The sequence below is a fragment of the Fusobacterium sp. JB019 genome (assembly GCA_030673965.1).
Taxonomy (GTDB): Bacteria; Fusobacteriota; Fusobacteriia; order Fusobacteriales; family Fusobacteriaceae; genus Fusobacterium_B.
The window spans coordinates 66,948-85,237 of the sequence record JAUTCN010000002.1; the positions used below are offsets into that span (position 1 = coordinate 66,948).

Below are 18,290 nucleotides of genomic sequence, written 5' to 3' on the forward strand. Positions count from 1 at the left end.
ATAATAAATATACCGTATCATCCATATTATAACTTATTTAAATAAATATTGCTATGCTTATTTCATAAATACTGACATTAATTTTTGAGTAAGACCAGTAACTTCTAAGAAAGAGAAGAAAGCAACAATCCAAAGTATGAATGGAACTTCTTTAGCTTTTCCTACAAAGATTTTGATTAAAACATAAGATACAAATCCAAATGCTAATCCTAAAGAGATACTATAAGTTAAAGGCATCATTATAATTGTTAAGAAACAAGGAATTGCAGTTTGTAAATTTTTTAAATCAATGTCTAAAAGATTTTTAAACATGAATACTCCAACAATTACAAGGGCTGGTGCAGTTGCATATCCAGGAACAGCTCCTATAACTGGAGAGAAGAATAAAGTTATAAAGAATAAAATTGCAGTAACAACAGAAGTTAATCCTGTTCTTCCACCTGCAGCAATTCCTGAAGCAGATTCAACGAAAGTAGTTACAGTAGAAGTACCAATTAAAGAACCAACTATTGTAGCAGCAGCGTCAGCTTCTAAAACTTTATCGATTTTATCAACATTTCCATCTTCATCTATAAGACCAGCTTCATTAGCACAAGCTAATATAGTTCCAAGGGAATCGAATAAGTCAACGAATAAGAAAGAGAATATAGAAGCAATTAAAGAAGGTTTTAAAGCTCCTAAAATATCTAATTTAAATGCAATTGGTGCAATGCTTGGAGGCATTGAAACTAAAGTTTCAGGTAAAGATATTTCTCCAGCGAAAATTCCAAGAGCAGTAGTTATTAAAATTCCAAGTAAAATTCCACCTTTGATATTTCTAACTTCTAATAATATCATAATAATAAGACCAATTACTGATAAAGCAAGTTTAGTATCAAAATGTCCAAGTCCAACTAATGTAGCAGGATTGTCAACAATAAGTCCCATTGTTTGCATTCCAAGAAAGGCAATGAATAAACCTATTCCAGCTCCAACAGCAAGTCTTAATTCTAAAGGAATTGATTTAATAAGAGATTTTCTTACTCCTGTTATAGTTAAGATTACAAATATAATACCAGAAAGGAATACAACTCCTAAAGCCTCTTGCCAAGTAGCTCCTTGTCCTAATACTAAAGTGAAAGCGAAGAAGGCATTAAGTCCCATTCCAGGTGCCATTGCAAATGGTGCATTAACCCAAAGTCCACAAAGTCCAGTACCTACAATTGCAGATAAACAAGTAGCAGTGATAAGAGCTCCTTGATCCATACTAGTAGCTGATAAAATAGCAGGGTTAACGAAAACGATGTAAGCCATAGTTAAGAATGTAGTAGCTCCTGCGATAACCTCTTGTCTTACTGTTGTCTTGTTCTCAGACAGTCTAAAAAATTTTTCCATGATATCCTCCGATTTAAATTTATTAAAAAATAAAAGGCCTGTAAAAACAGGCCTTTGTGTTAACACAACTTAAAAATAAAATTGAAACTTTGAATCTTATTTTTAAAATCTATTTTTAGAAATATAAAAAACCTGTAAAAATTACAGGCCTATAAAACTAAAAAAACAGGCCATAGTATACTATTTAAGGTAGCATGTAGAAACGCCCTACCATATTAAGGGCTTATACGGTTGTTAAATATTAATTTAATATCATTAATTCATGATAGGTACATAATAAATTAAAATTATGTTTTTGTCAAGGATAAATTTACATGATGAATAAAAGGTGTTTTTTTAGAAAATAAATTGTGTGAAATATTGACAACCAAAAATAATTATGATAGTATTTATTTTAATTATACGACTGACGGAAGTGGAATTGACCACAGGGAGTATAATGTTTTACAGCCGACCGTCTGGGCACAAAGAAAGCCTAGTTAGAGTTGGTTTTTTTTGTACAATAAATAATGACATTATGAGGAGGTTTTTGTGAAGACAGATATACAAATAGCTCAAGAAGCAAATATTTTAAATATTAATGAAATTGCGAAAAAGGCAGGTATACCAGAAGAAAAGTACGATCAATATGGGAAATATAAGGCTAAGATAGATTTAAGTTTATTGAAAGATTTAGAAAGTAAAAAGGATGGTAACTTAGTTTTAGTTACTGCGATAACTCCAACACCAGCTGGAGAAGGGAAATCAACAGTAAGTGTTGGTCTTACTCAAGCTTTGAATAAACTAGGATATAGTTCAATGGCAGCTTTAAGAGAACCTTCTTTAGGACCTGTTTTTGGAATAAAAGGAGGAGCAACTGGTGGAGGTTATTCTCAAGTTATTCCAATGGAAGATATAAACTTACATTTTACAGGGGATCTTCATGCTATTGGAGTTGCTCATAACTTAGTATCAGCAATAATAGATAATCATTTAAAATTTGGAAATGAATTAAATATAGATATAACTAAGATAACTTGGAAAAGAGTAGTGGATATGAATGATAGAGCTCTTAGAAATACTGTAATAGGTCTTGGAGGAAAAGCTTCAGGAATTCCTAGAGAAAATTCATATCAAATAACTGTTGCATCAGAAATTATGGCTTCTCTTTGTTTAGCTAATTCGTTAAAAGACTTAAAAGAAAGAATAGGAAGAATAATATTTGCCTATGATGTAAATGGAAAACCTTTAACTATTTCTCAATTAAAAATAACTGGAGCAGTAGCTGCACTTTTAAAAGAAGCTATAAAACCAAATTTAGTTCAAACTTTAGAAAATACTCCTGTTTTAATTCATGGAGGACCATTTGCTAATATTGCTCATGGATGTAATTCAGTTTTAGCTACTAAAATGGCATTAAAATTAAGTGATTATGCTATAACAGAAGCAGGTTTTGCAGCAGATTTAGGTGCTGAAAAATTCTTAGATATAAAATGTAGACAAGCAAACTTATCACCTAAATGTGTAGTTTTAGTTGCAACAGTAAGAGCATTAAAACATCACGGTGGAGCTAAAGACTTAGGAGTTGAGGATTTAGAAGCTTTATCAAAGGGATTAGAAAATTTAGACAAACATATAGAAAATATGAAAAAATATAATCTACCAGTTGTTGTTGCAATGAATAGATTTTTAAGTGATACAGAAGAAGAGTTTAAATTAATAATAGAAAGATGTGAAAAACATAATGTTAAGGTTGCTTTATGCGACGTATGGGAAAAAGGTGGACAAGGAGGAGAAGCTTTAGCTAAATTAGTTGTTTCTGAAATAGAAAATAATAAAGAAGAATATTCTCCTATATATGATTTAGAAAAAACTCCAGCAGAAAAAATAGAAACTATAGTTAAAGAAATTTATGGTGGAGATGGAGTTGAATTTTCATTAAAAGCTAAAAAGACACTTAAATTAATAGAGGAAAATGGATATAATAATCTTCCAATTTGTGTGTCTAAGACTCAAAAATCTATATCAGATAATGCTAAATTATTAGGAAGACCTAAAGATTTTACAGTAACTATTAATGAAGTTAAAATAGCTGCAGGAGCAGGATTTATAATTGCAATGGCAGGAAACATAATCGATATGCCAGGATTACCTAAAAAACCAGCTGCAGAATTAATTGATATTGATGATGATGGAAAGATTACAGGATTATTTTAAAAAATAATATTTCAATTTGAAATAAAAAAGATAGAAATTTAATGATTTCTATCTTTTTTTATTTCCTTTTGTTTCAAGAAAAAATGTTTTGAAAAGTTTAATAATTATGGTATAATTTATTGAAACGGAGAAAATATTAAATAGCGCCAGAACTTACATGAAAGTAAGTTGACGAGGACTAGGGTTATCGAAAGTATTCGGCGGATGCTCTAGAGGTGGTTACAACCATTATTTTTTAAAACTATGAAGTGATTTATAGGACAAAGGAAATAATCGTAACATTCTCCTAAATAACACATTATTAAAGTAGCAATACTATTTTTTTGTTACGGAAAAATAATGTAAATTTAAAAAAATATAGGAGGAATATTATGTGTGGTATAGTAGGATATGTAGGAAATGATGAAAAAGCAGTAGAGGTAATTTTAGAAGGACTTAGTAAATTAGAATATAGAGGTTATGATTCTGCAGGATTAGCTGTAGTTGAAGACGGACAAATATTTATAGAAAAGAAAAGTGGAAAATTATCAAATTTAGCAGATGCTTTAGAAAATGATCATCATCATTCAAAAGTTGGAATAGGTCATACAAGATGGGCTACTCACGGAGTACCAACTGATAACAATGCTCATCCTCATTTAAGTAATGATGGAAAAGTTGCAGTTGTTCATAATGGAATTATAGAAAATTTTGCTTCATTAAAAGAAGAATTAATAGAAAAAGGGTATATTTTCCATTCAGATACAGATACAGAAGTTGTAGCACAATTATTTTCAGAACTTTATACTGGAGATTTAGTTGAGACTTTTTATAAATTAAAGGAAAGAATAAGAGGATCTTATGCATTTGGAATAATTCATAAGGATCACCCTGGAAAAATAATATGTGCAAGAAAAGAAAGTCCTTTAATAATAGGATTATCAAAGGAAAAGAATTTTATTGCTTCAGATGTTCCAGCAATATTAAAATATACTAGAGATGTTATGTTTTTAGATAATGGTGAAGCAGCTTTATTAGAAGAAGGAAAAGTAACAGTTTATAATGATAAAAAAGAAGTTATAGATAAAGAAATAACAAAAATTGAATGGGATATGGAACAAGCAACTAAAAATGGATATCCACATTTTATGATAAAGGAAATAGAAGAGCAGCCAGCTGCAGTTGAAAAAACTTTATCTTCATATATTGACATTGAAGGAAAGATTAATTTTGGAAAATCTTTTGAAAATATAGATTTTGATAAAATAAAAGAAATACATATAGTTGCTTGTGGAACTGCTTATTATGCAGGACTTCAAGGATCATATTTCTTTAAAAAGATAAATGGACTTAAAACATATATAGATATAGCTTCTGAATATAGATATAACGATCCATTTGTAGATGAAAATACACTAGCAATATTCTTAAGTCAATCAGGAGAAACTTTAGATACCCTTATGGCGATGAAGCTAGCTAAAGAAAAAGGAGCAACAACTCTAGCAGTTACAAATGTTTTAGGATCTACAATTTCAAGAGAAGCTGATGAGGTTATATATACATTAGCAGGAGCAGAAATTGCAGTTGCATCAACTAAGGCTTATACTACTCAAGCAGTAACAATGTACTTAATGTCTTTATATTTTGCCATGAATTCAGGAAAAATTAATAATGAGGAATGTCAAAAATATTTAGATGATGCATATAAATTATCAGAAAATATAGGAAGAGTATTAGAAACAAAGGAAAAAATAAAAGCTATAGCTGAAAAAATAAAAGATAGAAAAAATGGATTCTATTTAGGAAGAGGAATTGATGATAAAATAGCTAAAGAAGGATCTTTAAAAATGAAAGAAGTTAGTTATGTTCATACAGAATCTTTCCCTGCAGGGGAACTAAAACATGGACCGATTGCTCTAATAGAAGATGGAACTATGGTTGTAGTTGTATCTACTCAAGATAAAATGGTTGAAAAAGTAGCTTCAAATATAAAAGAAGTAAGAGCTAGAGGAGCATATGTAATTGCTATAACAAAAAAAGATCATAAAGAGGTTATTGATGTTGCAGACGATGTGATTACAATAGATGATAACGGAGAATTATTAACTCCAGAATTAGCAGCAATTCCAATGCAATTATTAGCTTATTATACAGCAGTAGGAAAAGGATTAGATGTAGATAAACCTAGAAACTTAGCTAAATCAGTTACAGTTGAATAAAAACAAATATTACTTACTTGACTCTCTTAATTTTAAGGGAGTCAATTTTATATATTTTAAAATAGGGGTGAGTTTATGATAAAAATAATAAAAGAAAATAAAGACATGGATAAAGGTTATATTGTTTATTGGATGCAAGAATCTCAGAGAGCTAATGATAATTATGCTCTAGAATATTCTATAGGATTAGCAAATGAATATAAGGTACCTATCTATGTTTTTTTTAATTATATTAAAAATTATCCACAAGCTCAAAAAAGACATTTTGATTTTATGCTTCAAGGCTTATTAGATGTAAAAAAAAATTTATTAAAAAGAGGAATAGAATTAATTATATTAGATGGAAATTTAGAAAAAAATATAAAAAAGGTATGTAAAGGTGCAAGATATCTAGTTTGGGATAAGGGTTATTTAAAACTTCAAAAATCTCAAAGGGAAAACTTAAGTAAAATTATAGATTGCAATATTGTAGAAATTGAAGATAATCTTTTAATTCCAATAGAAGAAGTATCTAAAAAAGAAGAGTATAGTGCAAGGACTCTAAGATTAAAATATAGTAAATTATTAAATGAAATAAATAGTGAATTTTTTTATAAAAAATATAATCATGAATTTCAGGCTTTAAAAGGAATAAAAAATAAAGCTGATGAAATATTACCAAAGAAAAAAATATTATTAGATGGTAATTTTATTGGAGGAGAAGAGGAAGCTATAAAAAGATTAGATTATTTTATAAAAGAGAATTTAAAAAATTATGATAAATCTTCCCCAGAAAATGAATATTCTTCAAAGTTATCACCGTATTTACATTTTGGTCAAATTTCTCCAAGAAATATATATAATAAAATAAAAAAAATTAAAAATTATGAGGAACAAAAAAATATTTTCTTAGAAGAGCTATTAATAAGAAGAGAATTAGCTTTTAATTTTGTATATTATAATGATAATTATGACAATTGGTTAGGAATAACTTATAATTGGGCCTATGATACTTTAGAAAAACATTTAAATGATGAAAGAGAGTTCTTATATTCTTTAGATGAGCTTGAAAATTTTAAAACTCATGATATATATTGGAATGCAGCTCAAAAAGAGATGGTTTATACTGGCTTTATGAATAATTATATGAGAATGTATTGGGGAAAAAAAATAATAGAATGGAGCAAATCTCCTAGAGAAGCTTATGAAAATATGCTATACTTAAATAATAAATACTTTTATGATGGAAGGGATCCTAATTCTTATACAGGAGTAGCTTGGTGTTTTGGAAAGCATGATAGGGCCTGGAAGGAAAGAAGTATATTTGGAAAAATTAGATATATGAATTCAAATGGTTTAAATAGAAAGTTTAATATGGATTTATATATTTCTAGAATAAATAATATTTTAAAGCTTAGGGAGGAAAAATGAACTTACAAAACTTAAAAGAACAATGTATGAAATGCCATAAGTGTAATTTATCTAAAACTAGAAATAAAATGGTTTTTGGAAACGGTAACCCTAATGCTAAAATTATGTTTATAGGAGAAGGTCCTGGAAAACAAGAGGATTTATCAGGAAGAGTTTTTGTTGGGGAGGCAGGTCATCTTTTAGATAAAATGTTAAAAGCAATTGATTTAAAAAGAGAGGATATTTATATAGCAAATATAGTAAAATGTCATCCTCCTAAAAATAGAGATCCATTTCCTGAAGAAAAAGAAGCTTGTATTGAATACCTTCGTAATCAGGTTAGAATTATTAAACCTAAAATTTTAGTTTGTTTAGGAAGAGTTGCAGCTACAAGAATAATCAATCCAAACTTTAGAATAACAAGAGAACATGGTCAATGGATTAAAAGAGGAGATTTTTGGATAATAGGAACTTATCATCCAGCAGCTCTTTTATATGATCCTAGTAAAAAAAGAGATTCATGGGAAGATTTAAAAAAAATAAGAGAAAAATTAGATAGTTTAATATAAATAAAAAGGGGGGATTATTATGGTAATAGGGGTAATAGCAGGAACTCCAATAGATACAAAAATGGGAGTGGATTATATTAAAGAAAAGGGTCATAAAACAATTGGAAGATTCTGCAGTGATAGTGCTGAAAAGCAGGCTCATATGCAAATATTTGATCCTGAAGGTTTAACTGAAAATTTCATAGAAATATGTAATGAAATGGTTGACAAGGGAGCAGAAGGGATATTTGTAAATTGTAATTCTTTAAGTGGAGCAATAAATCTTGAGTATGCAAGAAAAAAAATATTAACTAAAATTATTACTCCTTTAGATATATATGAGAAGAGTTTAAATGATTATAAATGTTTAAGTGTAATAGCTTCAGGATGTAAAAGTTTAGCTTCAATTGAAGGAATAATTCTTAAAAATAATCCAGAGTGTATGATTATAGGGGCAGGTATTCTTCCATTAGTTGTGGCAATAGAAACAGGAGAAAAGCAAGAAAAAATATATAATGATTTTAAAATAAAAAAATTGTTAGATAGTTTTTCATCTATGGGAGCAGAGGCTCTAGTACTAGGGTGTACTCATTTTCCTTATATAATAGAATCCGTTAAGAAAAATTTATCAATACCAATTATAAATCCAAGTGATGAAATGTTAGAAGTTTTAATAAATCAATAAAAAACAGCACGATGTTAGTCGTGCTGTTATATTATAAAATTAATTTAAAATTATTCTTTAACAACAGTTAACCACATTTTAAATTTTGTTAAAGCTTTTAATGAATGTGGCAATCCAGCAGGCATAAGAATTCCTTCTCCTTCTCTTACTATGTTAACCACTCCATCTATTGTTATCTTAGCTTCTCCTTCTAAGATTAAAGCTATTGCATCTCCAGAAGCAGTATGAGCACTAAGTCCTTCTCCTTTATCAAAGGAAATAACAGTTAAGTTTAATCCTGATTTTTGTACTAAGTTTAAACTTGCTACTTTACCCTCACTATATTTTATTAAATTATTTATTTCAAAAGCTTTTCCTTTTTCTAAATTCTTTACTAATCCCATTATATACCTCCATAATTAAATATTTATTTGTAAAAGTTTAAAAGATCCTTTTCCACTAATTTCATGAAAATTGTTTGCAAGAATCATTAAAAGTTCTCCTTCTTTTAAGATTTGTGTTTTATCTTTTTGCTTTATAATTACTTCACCTTCAACTGATAGATATAAGGTGTTAGAAGAATATTTTTCTTCTTCTAGAATTTCCCCATCTGCAAAACTAAAAAGCATAATGTTGGAATGATCACTATCAGAAAGAGACATACTAATAACTTGTTTTTTTTCATAATGAATTAATTCTTTTAATTTTTTAGGATTTTTTATTGGTAAATTTTTAAGTCCATTCATAGATACCTCCTTAATTATGTTTTAATTATAGTGTAATTATAATAAGATTTCTGTTGCTTAGGCAACAAAATTAAATAAAGTAATAAAAAAAGAGCAGAAATTTTAATTTCTACTCTTTTAAAAGCTTAATATTGTATTCTATTAATTATTAATATTTTAAGTTAGGAAATCTTCCTTTTAAAGCAGAGTTAATTTGTTCAACAGTTTCTTTTACATCATCTGTATAAAGAGAATCAGTATTTCCGATTATTTCTATTGTTTTAATAACGTCTCCTTGTTTAACTAAGTTTACAATTTTTTGATCTTCTTCACTAACAACTTCTCCAAAGATAGTATGCTTATAGTTAAGCCATGGAGTTTCCACGTGAGTTATGAAGAATTGAGAACCGTTAGTATTTTTTCCAGCATTAGCCATAGCTAAAAGTCCAGGTTTATCAAAAACAATTCCTTCTTTAAATTCATCACCAAATTGGTAACCAGGTCCTCCAGCACCAGTTCCTTCAGGGTCTCCTCCTTGAATCATGAAATCAGGAATAACTCTATGAAACTTTAAATTATCATAGTACCCAATTTTTGATAAATGTACAAAGTTTAAAACAGTAAAAGGAGCAGCTTCAGGGAATAAGTTAATATTTATTTCCCCTTTATCAGTTATAATTTTTGCGCTTAAATGAACATTTTTCATTAATTTAACCTCCGTATTAATATTTATTTTATTACTTCCACCTTTTAGTTTGATGTAAAATGTTTTAGCAAGTAAAAATACCACAAGTATACCTAAAAAAGTGGACATGTATTTTATAATATTACTCATTTAATTCCCCTCCATTAAATATTTTTTTTAAGTTCTTCCTTAGAAATAGTTCCAAAGATTTCATATTTCCAACCACAATCTAAATCATATCTAATTTGGTTAATTAAAAAATCTACATGATCTAACTGTTCTTGTAAGTTTCTTTTTTCTTCTCTTACTTCTACAATATCAGCAGCAACTTTCATTTCATCTTCATATTGAATACATTCTTTCCATTCAGCTTCCAATTGCTTTTCTCTTTCTATTATAGGGTTTAATTTATCATAGATGTTTCCTTTTTTCTTTTCTAGATTTCTAATTGTATAAAGAAATAAATTTTTAGTAACTTCAGCTCCAGAATTTCCTTCTAAATCTTCTCTTTTTTCTTCACATTGTTCAACATACTCTCTTGAAATTTCATTTTTTTCTAAAATATCATTAATAGTTTTTTCAATTCCATTAATTTCTTTGTCATCTTTTTCATCGAAATTAGTATTTTTTAATCCAAAATAAAGTCTATCATATTTAGGGATAATTTCTTCTTTTAATAATTTAATTTTTTCCTCATTATTTTCTTTTTCAGCAAGTTTTAGTTCTAAATCATATTTTTTTAAAACTTGTAAAATAGCTTCTAAAGAAAATTTAACAAAATATTTTCTATTCATAATTATTTCACTCCATAATATTGATAATAATGGCATTCGATTCCACCATTATAAAGTTTTCTATTTTTAGTAGCTTTTTTCCCAAAAGATTCTTGGAAATTTTTATAAGATGTAATTATATAATAAGACCATTTAGGGAATCTTCTAAGACAAACATCTCCAAGAAGTCCGTATAATCTTTCTACTTTTTCATCGTTTAGAAGTCTTTCTCCATAAGGAGGATTAGAAACAATACAACCTTTTTCAGTAGGAGCTTCTAGTTCTAGGAAGTTTTTAGTTTCAAAAAGAATATCATCTTCAACTCCAGCTTTTTCAGCATTTTCGATAGCAATTTTGATAGTTTCTGGATCTATATCAGAAGCATAGATTCGAACTTCTTTATCTAAATCTTCATTTGAAAAAGCTTCATCTCTAGCATTAATCCATAAATCTCTTGGGATAATTTTCCATTCTTCTCCAGCAAAATTTCTATTTGCTCCAGGAGCAATATTTCTAGCAATCATAGCAGCTTCAATGGCAATAGTTCCTGTACCACACATTGGATCTATAAATGCTCTTTCTCCACCCTTCCATCTTGTTAATCTAACAAGAGCAGCAGCCATAGTTTCTTTTAAAGGAGCTTCATTTATTAAATTTCTATAACCTCTTCTATGAAGTCCTTCTCCTGATGTATCAATCATAATATTAAAAATATCTTTGTTTCCTTGAATTTTTATTCTAAATTTAGCTCCAGTTTCAGGAAAGTAGTCAATATGATAGACATCTTTTAAGTTTTCAACCATAGCTTTTTTACATATTCTTTGAATATCTGATTTAGAAAATAATGTACATTTAACAGAGCTTACCCAACTAATAGGAAATTCTCCGTCTTTTTCAATGAACTCACTCCAGTTTATTTTTTTTACATGTTGAAATAATTCTTCAAAAGTAAAGGCTTTAAACTCACCCATTTTTATAAATACTCTATCAGCACATCTTAAATAAAGATTAGCTTTTACAACGTCTTTTAAAGTTCCTTTGAATTCAACTTTTCCATTAAAAGTTTGAATTTCTTTGAAACCTAACTCCTTACATTCATCTCTTACAATGCTTTCAAGTCCCATTGTAGATGATGCAATTATTGTATATTCTTTCATTAATCCTCCTCGGTATATAAATTAACTTGTTTTTCTTTTTTCTTCATTAAATTTGTATAAATTAATTTTAAAATCGCAAATAAAGGAACCCCTAAGAACATTCCTAAAGTTCCCATAACATTTCCCATAACAATAATAGAAGCTATAATCCAAAATGAACTAAGTCCAACACTTTCTCCTAATATTTTAGGGCCAATAACATAACCATCTGCCATTTGAGCTATAAAGATAGCTAAAAAGACATAAAAAACTTTGATTGGATCAATTAAGACTACTAAAATAAAAGCAATAGTTCCAGCTACTAAAGATCCAAAATAAGGAATCATATTTCCTACTCCTAGCATAACAGCATTGATCGAAGCATAAGGAACATCAAAAATAACCATAACAATATAGGCAATAACTCCTACAGCAACTGAAACAATAGTACGACCTTGTAAATACTTTAAAAATATATTTTTACACTGTATTAAGAAAATAAAACCCTTTTCAGATTTTTCTTTATCAAATATTAAGAAAAGAATTTTTTTAATAAAGTCTATAAAATAAAATTTTTCAAGAATAAAGTACATAGCAATAAATCCTCCAAGTAAAAATATAAAAGTTTCCATAATTAAATCAATTATATTTAAACCAAAGGATAATAAAAAATCTTTAATGTTAGATATATTTTTAATGAAAAAATCTTCAATAGTATTTTCTACTTCATTAATATTCATAATTAAAAGATTTTTTTCTTTTAAAAATGCCAAAAGTCTTTCAAGATAATCTATAAATTTTCTTTGGAACATAGGCATTTGATTAGAAATTTCTTTAAAACTATCAATGATACTAGGTACTATTAAAAATATTACTCCTATGAATAAGATTACAATAATAAGTACAGAAATAAAAAGAGAAATAGTTTTTGAAAGTTTCAATTTTTTCTCTATAAATTCTACCATAGGATCTATAATTATTGCAATAAAAATTGCGTAAATAAAAGGTCTTATGTAATTTATTGTAATTCCAAAAATATTAGTTAAAGATGAAGTATTTTGAAATAATGTTTGAACGATTACAATAAAAACTCCAAGTAAAAAAATAGGCATTAATTTTTTTATTTTCATGTGATGTTTCATCTCCTTTAAAATAAAATTTTATCTAGCAATTCCGTCTAATTCTTCTTCAGATTCTCCTGTTATTTTAAGGAGAAGTTTGTCAGGAATACCAATTATAGTTTGTCCTGATTTAGAAATAAAGCCTTGTTTAACACATATTTTCAAAGGGGAATTAGAAGAGGTTACTCTAACCTTCATATCTATAAATTCCACATCAACTCCTCCTAAATCTGTGTTGATAAAATAAGTCTTTTTATTTTTTTGTAAAGGATAAACATATTTAAGATCATTATTTACATATATTTCTACTTTATTTCCTTTTTTAACTTCTAAAGAAAGAGCATAATTAATTCCAAAAGAAAAAATAGAAATAATCAATAAATATATAATTAAATCAAATTTTTTAAAATAGCAAGGTTTTCTTCTCATGAGATTCTCCTAAATATTAATTCCTATTTTTTCACCCATTTTAATTTGAGTTTCAAGTCCTTTTTTACTATTTTCTAGGATATCTTCATCAATAATAACTTTATTTTTTTCAATTAAAAGAATAACTGTAGAACCTCCAAAATAGAAATAACCTTTTTCATCTCCTTTTTTAACTAGAGAATTAGATTTATAAGATTGAACTATTCCTCCAACCATAGTAGCTCCAATTTCAGCTATGCAAATATCTCCGAAATTTTTAGATTTTAAGATAGAAAATTCTCTTTTATTTTCACAAAATATTCTAAAATTTTGTCTTATTGCATGGGGAGAAACAGAAAAATAGTTTCCTTTGATTAATTTGCTAGGTAAAATTTTACCATCACATGGGAAATGATATCTATGATAATCAACAGGAGCTAGTCTAATTATAAGCATAGTTCCGCTGAAATATTTTTTAGCAAGTTTGTCATCTTTAAAAAATTCACCTAAACTAAATTCATCTCCCTTTAGGAAAAATTTAGAACTATCATTTATACGTTCTAAGGCAAAAATTTTACCATCAGAAGGACTAACTAAAGTATTTTTAGAAAAATCAATTTTTCTAGCTTCTGGTTTTAATTTTCTAATAAAAAAATCATTAAAGGAATTAAATTCATCAACTTGTTTAATAGATTCATTCATGTTTATATTATAATTTTCTACAAACTCTTTTATTAAATTAACTGATTTCTTTGAGTCCATTTTTTTACCATATAAACTAGACAAAAACTTTCTTTTAACAACTAAGTTTAAAGCTAACTTTCCAAATGGATTGTAGTATAAAAACTTAAGAAAGTGTTCCCCAGGAACTTCTTCAGTTAATATCTCATCAGTTATTCTGTTTTTGTATTTTATTTTTTCAAATTTCATACATCACTCCTAAATTTAAATTATCTATACTAAATATTATAGCATATTAAAATAATAATTATTTGTTTTTTAATAAAAAATAAGGTTCTTTCAACTATTTAAGTTAAAAGAACCTAAATTCTTTTTAAGATAAAGAAAATAAACGAGGTTGACTTGTAGCTTTTGTTCTGGAAAAATCAATAAGATTATAAATATATTTTTCTAAACTTTCTTCATTGCATATTTTATATAAATCTTTTTCAAATTCTAGTTCTTTTTCAAGAGACTCGTTATCTTCTATATAACCTTTAATTCTTGTTTTTATTAGAGCTCTAAACATTGAGTTTATTTCAGTTTCATTATAAATACCTTCTTTTAACCCCTTGTAAATTCCTCTAATTTCTTTTCTTAGTTCTTTTTTTATTTTAAGAACTAGTTCTAGATATTTTCCATTCTTAATATAACCATATTTTTCTAGAAAATATTCTTCAATACAAATAACTCCCACAACAAAAATATATTTAGCCCCATTTAAATTGTTTAGAGTATTAAAAAATTCATTTTTACGTAAAGTATCTTTATTATAATAAAGCATATCATGAACTATATTTTCTAAAATATCTTTTAATATTCTTAATAAATCAAAATTATTCTCATCATATTTATCCATATGTTCTTTAATATAATTTTTCATTTTATGGGTTTCTCTTTTATCTTTTTTTCCCTTAAAAATTAAAGATATTCTTTGAACATTAAATTGATTATTAGCATTGATATTATCATCTAAATCTTTTAAAACTATAGGAATAATTTTCCCAATTTTATAAGTTAAAACCTTAGAAATATCTTCTGTATCAAATTCAGTTATATCGATTTTAGGAATGAAAATATTATATTTTTCAAATGCATTTTTCATATTCTTTCCTTTAATCAAAAATAAGTTTATTTCCTGTGTTATTAGAAATATAATTTAAATTTTGTTTTTTTAACTCATTTATAAAATCATTTCCAGTGCAGTGGGAAGTTCCTAAAAATTGGATATTATTTTCTTTAATATATTCAATGGTTTTATCTATTCTTTCTTGATTTGCCCTAGATAAATGAAGACCTCCAACAATTCCATAGATTTTTTTATGAGTTTCTTTTTTTATTTTCTCAACAATATTAGCAATACCAATATGAGAGCAACCACAAACTATTAGATATCCTTTAGGAGTATCTATACCTATAACAACTTCATCTTCCATAGGATCTACTCTATTAATACCGTTATCCTTTAAAATATATCTACTATTATCAGGTTCAAATGATGTAACGTTTTTAAAATTTGTAAATAATGTTATTCTTTTAGAAAGTTTAAGAGTATCTTTTGATAATTTGATAATATTTACATTTTTATTTAGTAGATATTTTTCATCAAAATCATTTCCTATAAAAGTTTCAACATTATCAACAGTTTTATATTTTTTATTAAAAAAGTTAGGATTAATATAAAGGTTAAAATCTGGATTAACTTTTTCAATTAATGATTTAACTCCACCAGTATGGTCAAAATGGCTATGACTTAAAACTAAATGTTTAAGATTTTTTAAATCAATATTTAAATTTTTAGCATTTTTTAAAAATAATCCAGTCTTTCCTGTATCTAAAAGTAACTTAATTTCTTCATCTTCAATGTATAAAGATAATCCAAATTCATTTTCAAGATCAGAATTTATCATTTTATCATTTTCTATCATTGTAGTTATTGCTATGCTCATAGTCACCTCTTTATTTGTTTTCAATTAAAAATCTATTGCCTAATTTTGATTTTAAAAGATTTAAAAATTTAACTTTTTTATTCATCATTAGTGGAATGATAATTTGTTTTTTATCCTTTGTAATAACATCTAAAGTTGTTTGTAATTTTCTTTTTTTTCCTAAAGCTTGTTCTTTTAAAGTACAAGTTTTAACATTTGAAAAAGAAAGGTTAATACCTTTGCTAATTAATAAATTTTTATCAAAGTCTAAAGTTATTTTATAGCTAAGGTACATTCTAATATGTCTAAATCCTATAAATAGTAAAACAATCCCTAAAACTAAATCCTTTGTTAAGGACTCCTTGCCTAAAGTAGATATATATATTTGCATGATTCCTATAACAAAGAAAGGAATTCCAGTTCCTAACCAGATTAAGCTTTTATTAAGTTCTAAGGAAAATTTTTCTTTTCCCACAGCCTCAATATTACCATCTACTTTTTTTATTAGTTCTTCATAGAATAGCATATAACTTCCTCCTAAAAATTTATTTTATAATTTCATCTAAATGTGAATCTTTAAAATCAAGGTTATGAATAGAGTTAATATATCTTATAGTTTTACTACTTCCTCTAACTAATAAAGTTTGAGTTCTAGCTATGTTTCCTTTTCTTTTTACTCCAGTTATTAAATCTCCATCAGTAATTCCAGTTCCTGAGAAAACGATTTCATCTGTACTTACAAGTTCTTCTAAAGTTAATTTTTTGTTAACTTCAACTCCAGCTTCAATACATCTTCTATTTTCATCTTCAGATATTTTATCATTCTTGTCATCAGAACCTTTAACATCACTTCTAAGAACAAGCTTAGCTTGCATATCTCCACCTAAAGCTCTTATAACTCCAGCAGAAACTACACCTTCAGGAGCTCCTCCAATACCGTACATCATGTCAACATCAGAGTCAACCATACAAGTTAAAATAGAAGTTGCAACATCTCCATCAGGGAAAACATACATTTTTGCACCTAAGTCTCTAATTCTTTCTATAACTTTTTTATGTCTAGGTTTTTCTAAAACGGCAACCATTAAATCTTCTACATTTTTTCCAAGAGCTTTTGCTACGTTTCTAATATTATTTTCTAAAGAATCGTCGATATCAATACATCCCTTTGCTTCAGGACCAACAACAATTTTTTCCATATACATATCAGGAGCTTTTAAGAAATGTCCTTTTTTAGCAGCTGCAAGTACAACTATTGCATTAGGTTGACCTTGAGCTGTCATTCTAGTTCCTTCGATTGGATCAACAGCAATATCAACTGGCTCTAAATCTTCCTCTCTAAAATCTTCAATTTTTTTAGAATTATATTTTAAACCTACTTTTTCACCAATGTATAACATAGGAGCTTCATCAATTTCTCCTTCTCCTATAACTATTTCACCATCGATTTTAACTCTGTTTAAAACATTTCTCATAGCTTGAACAGCTGCATCATCAGCTAAGTTTTTATCTCCTCTTCCTACCCATTTTTGAGCGGCTAAAGCTGCTGCCTCTGTTACTCTAGCAAAATCTAGTGCTAAATCTCTCTTCATTAATTTATATCCTCCTTGAATTATTTAATAACTTTATAAATTTTTTCTCCTGGTTTAACCATTTTAAGATAATTTCTAGCTATTTCTTCTTTATAATATTCTTTTTTTAAATTTTTTGTTTTCTCTTTATATGTGTTGATAGATTCTAAAATATCTTTTTTTTGTTTTTTTAAATTAGATAAATTAACGCTTAATTTACTTGTTTTTATAAAGCTTCTATGTATTTTTGGGAAAAAACTTGAATTTATTGTTAGTACCATCAATATAATTAAAACTTTACCATAACCATTTTTCATAAATTAACATCCTTTAAATAATTATTTTTTATTTTTTAATCTAGCTTTTTTTAGAAGTTGTAATTTTTTTGATATCATTCTTCTGCTTAGAGGAGAAATTCTATCAACAAATAAAACACCATTTAAATGGTCATTTTCATGTTGGAAAGCTTTAGCTAAGAAACCTTCCATTTCTTCTTCTATAGTATCTCCATTTTCATTTAAATACTTAACTTTAATTTTGTCAGCTCTTTTAACTTTTTTATAAATACCAGGAACACTTAAACATCCTTCATCAGAATCATTACATTCTTCTGACATTTCAAGAATTTCAGGATTAATAATTTTTCTAGGACCATCTCCAATATCAATTACAAATAATTGTTTGTTGATTCCAATTTGAGGTGCAGCAAGACCAACACCATTAGTTTTATACATAGTTTCAAGCATGTCATCTAATAATTGTTTTATATTGTCATCAATATCCACGATTAATTGGTTTACATCACTTAGGCATGGATCGCCATAAGTTCTAATTTCATATATCACTTTTTAACA

20 protein-coding genes and 2 riboswitches are annotated in these 18,290 nt (G+C 27.1%); of the genes, 5 read left to right on the forward strand and 15 right to left on the reverse strand.

Annotated features, from left to right (window positions below):
- Positions 1-57: 57 nt before the first annotated feature.
- Positions 58-1,374 carry an NCS2 family permease gene (locus tag Q7K47_00560; GenBank protein ID MDP0505693.1) on the reverse strand — a complete coding sequence of 439 codons (1,317 nt, stop codon included), beginning with the start codon at positions 1,372-1,374 and terminating at the stop codon, positions 58-60.
- A gap of 153 nt (positions 1,375-1,527) precedes the next feature.
- A riboswitch (purine riboswitch) is annotated at positions 1,528-1,625 on the reverse strand.
- Positions 1,626-1,766: 141 nt separating this feature from the next.
- Positions 1,767-1,845: riboswitch (ZMP/ZTP riboswitch) on the forward strand.
- Between the two features lie 60 nt (positions 1,846-1,905).
- On the opposite strand from Q7K47_00560, the gene Q7K47_00565 reads away from it, so the two are divergent.
- The 5 genes from Q7K47_00565 to Q7K47_00585 all read left to right on the forward strand — a co-directional run bounded on the left by Q7K47_00565 (position 1,906) and on the right by Q7K47_00585 (position 8,390).
- Positions 1,906-3,570: a formate--tetrahydrofolate ligase gene (locus Q7K47_00565; protein ID MDP0505694.1), complete on the forward strand. Its 1,665-nt coding sequence runs from the start codon at positions 1,906-1,908 to the stop codon at positions 3,568-3,570.
- Positions 3,571-3,941: 371 nt separating this feature from the next.
- Complete coding sequence (glmS, locus tag Q7K47_00570; GenBank protein MDP0505695.1) at positions 3,942-5,768, forward strand: glutamine--fructose-6-phosphate transaminase (isomerizing); 1,827 nt, start codon at positions 3,942-3,944, stop codon at positions 5,766-5,768.
- A 75-nt stretch (positions 5,769-5,843) separates the two neighbouring features.
- The gene (locus Q7K47_00575; GenBank protein MDP0505696.1) at positions 5,844-7,178 is read left to right on the forward strand and encodes a deoxyribodipyrimidine photo-lyase; all 1,335 of its coding nucleotides are present in this window, start codon (positions 5,844-5,846) and stop codon (positions 7,176-7,178) included.
- The gene (locus Q7K47_00580) at positions 7,175-7,726 is read left to right on the forward strand and encodes a uracil-DNA glycosylase (GenBank protein MDP0505697.1); all 552 of its coding nucleotides are present in this window, start codon (positions 7,175-7,177) and stop codon (positions 7,724-7,726) included. Before Q7K47_00575 ends, Q7K47_00580 begins: the two co-directional genes overlap by 4 nt.
- Positions 7,727-7,745: 19 nt before the next feature.
- Positions 7,746-8,390, forward strand: coding sequence for a hypothetical protein (locus tag Q7K47_00585; GenBank protein MDP0505698.1), 645 nt, complete (start codon positions 7,746-7,748; stop codon positions 8,388-8,390).
- Positions 8,391-8,440: 50 nt separating this feature from the next.
- On the opposite strand, the gene Q7K47_00590 is transcribed toward Q7K47_00585, so the two are convergent.
- The 14 genes from Q7K47_00590 to def form a co-directional block, all read right to left on the reverse strand.
- Entirely contained in the window at positions 8,441-8,773 is a 333-nt protein-coding gene (locus Q7K47_00590) for a cupin domain-containing protein (GenBank protein MDP0505699.1), read from the reverse strand.
- Between the two features lie 15 nt (positions 8,774-8,788).
- Positions 8,789-9,115 carry a cupin domain-containing protein gene (locus tag Q7K47_00595; protein ID MDP0505700.1) on the reverse strand — a complete coding sequence of 109 codons (327 nt, stop codon included), beginning with the start codon at positions 9,113-9,115 and terminating at the stop codon, positions 8,789-8,791.
- 148 nt (positions 9,116-9,263) lie between these two features.
- Positions 9,264-9,929 carry a peptidylprolyl isomerase gene (locus tag Q7K47_00600; protein ID MDP0505701.1) on the reverse strand — a complete coding sequence of 222 codons (666 nt, stop codon included), beginning with the start codon at positions 9,927-9,929 and terminating at the stop codon, positions 9,264-9,266.
- 14 nt (positions 9,930-9,943) lie between these two features.
- The gene (locus Q7K47_00605) at positions 9,944-10,573 is read right to left on the reverse strand and encodes a hypothetical protein (protein MDP0505702.1); all 630 of its coding nucleotides are present in this window, start codon (positions 10,571-10,573) and stop codon (positions 9,944-9,946) included.
- 2 nt (positions 10,574-10,575) lie between these two features.
- Positions 10,576-11,709 carry a class I SAM-dependent RNA methyltransferase gene (locus Q7K47_00610; GenBank protein MDP0505703.1) on the reverse strand — a complete coding sequence of 378 codons (1,134 nt, stop codon included), beginning with the start codon at positions 11,707-11,709 and terminating at the stop codon, positions 10,576-10,578.
- Positions 11,709-12,818 (reverse strand): AI-2E family transporter, encoded by a 1,110-nt coding sequence (locus Q7K47_00615; GenBank protein MDP0505704.1) that lies wholly within the window; start codon positions 12,816-12,818, stop codon positions 11,709-11,711. The genes Q7K47_00610 and Q7K47_00615 overlap by 1 nt, the downstream gene beginning before the upstream one ends.
- Positions 12,819-12,848: 30 nt before the next feature.
- The gene (locus Q7K47_00620; GenBank protein ID MDP0505705.1) at positions 12,849-13,238 is read right to left on the reverse strand and encodes a NusG domain II-containing protein; all 390 of its coding nucleotides are present in this window, start codon (positions 13,236-13,238) and stop codon (positions 12,849-12,851) included.
- A gap of 9 nt (positions 13,239-13,247) precedes the next feature.
- On the reverse strand, positions 13,248-14,147 hold the full coding sequence (locus tag Q7K47_00625) for a phosphatidylserine decarboxylase (protein MDP0505706.1): 900 nt from the start codon (positions 14,145-14,147) through the stop codon (positions 13,248-13,250).
- Between the two features lie 124 nt (positions 14,148-14,271).
- A complete protein-coding gene (locus tag Q7K47_00630; GenBank protein ID MDP0505707.1) occupies positions 14,272-15,042 on the reverse strand; it encodes a hypothetical protein in 771 nt (256 codons plus the stop codon).
- Between the two features lie 10 nt (positions 15,043-15,052).
- Entirely contained in the window at positions 15,053-15,886 is an 834-nt protein-coding gene (locus Q7K47_00635) for an MBL fold metallo-hydrolase (protein MDP0505708.1), read from the reverse strand.
- A gap of 10 nt (positions 15,887-15,896) precedes the next feature.
- Complete coding sequence (locus tag Q7K47_00640; protein ID MDP0505709.1) at positions 15,897-16,391, reverse strand: hypothetical protein; 495 nt, start codon at positions 16,389-16,391, stop codon at positions 15,897-15,899.
- Between the two features lie 19 nt (positions 16,392-16,410).
- The gene (gene glpX, locus Q7K47_00645; GenBank protein ID MDP0505710.1) at positions 16,411-17,457 is read right to left on the reverse strand and encodes a class II fructose-bisphosphatase; all 1,047 of its coding nucleotides are present in this window, start codon (positions 17,455-17,457) and stop codon (positions 16,411-16,413) included.
- Between the two features lie 20 nt (positions 17,458-17,477).
- Positions 17,478-17,753: a septum formation initiator family protein gene (locus tag Q7K47_00650; GenBank protein MDP0505711.1), complete on the reverse strand. Its 276-nt coding sequence runs from the start codon at positions 17,751-17,753 to the stop codon at positions 17,478-17,480.
- Between the two features lie 21 nt (positions 17,754-17,774).
- Positions 17,775-18,281, reverse strand: coding sequence for a peptide deformylase (def, locus tag Q7K47_00655; GenBank protein MDP0505712.1), 507 nt, complete (start codon positions 18,279-18,281; stop codon positions 17,775-17,777).
- Positions 18,282-18,290: the final 9 nt, after the last annotated feature.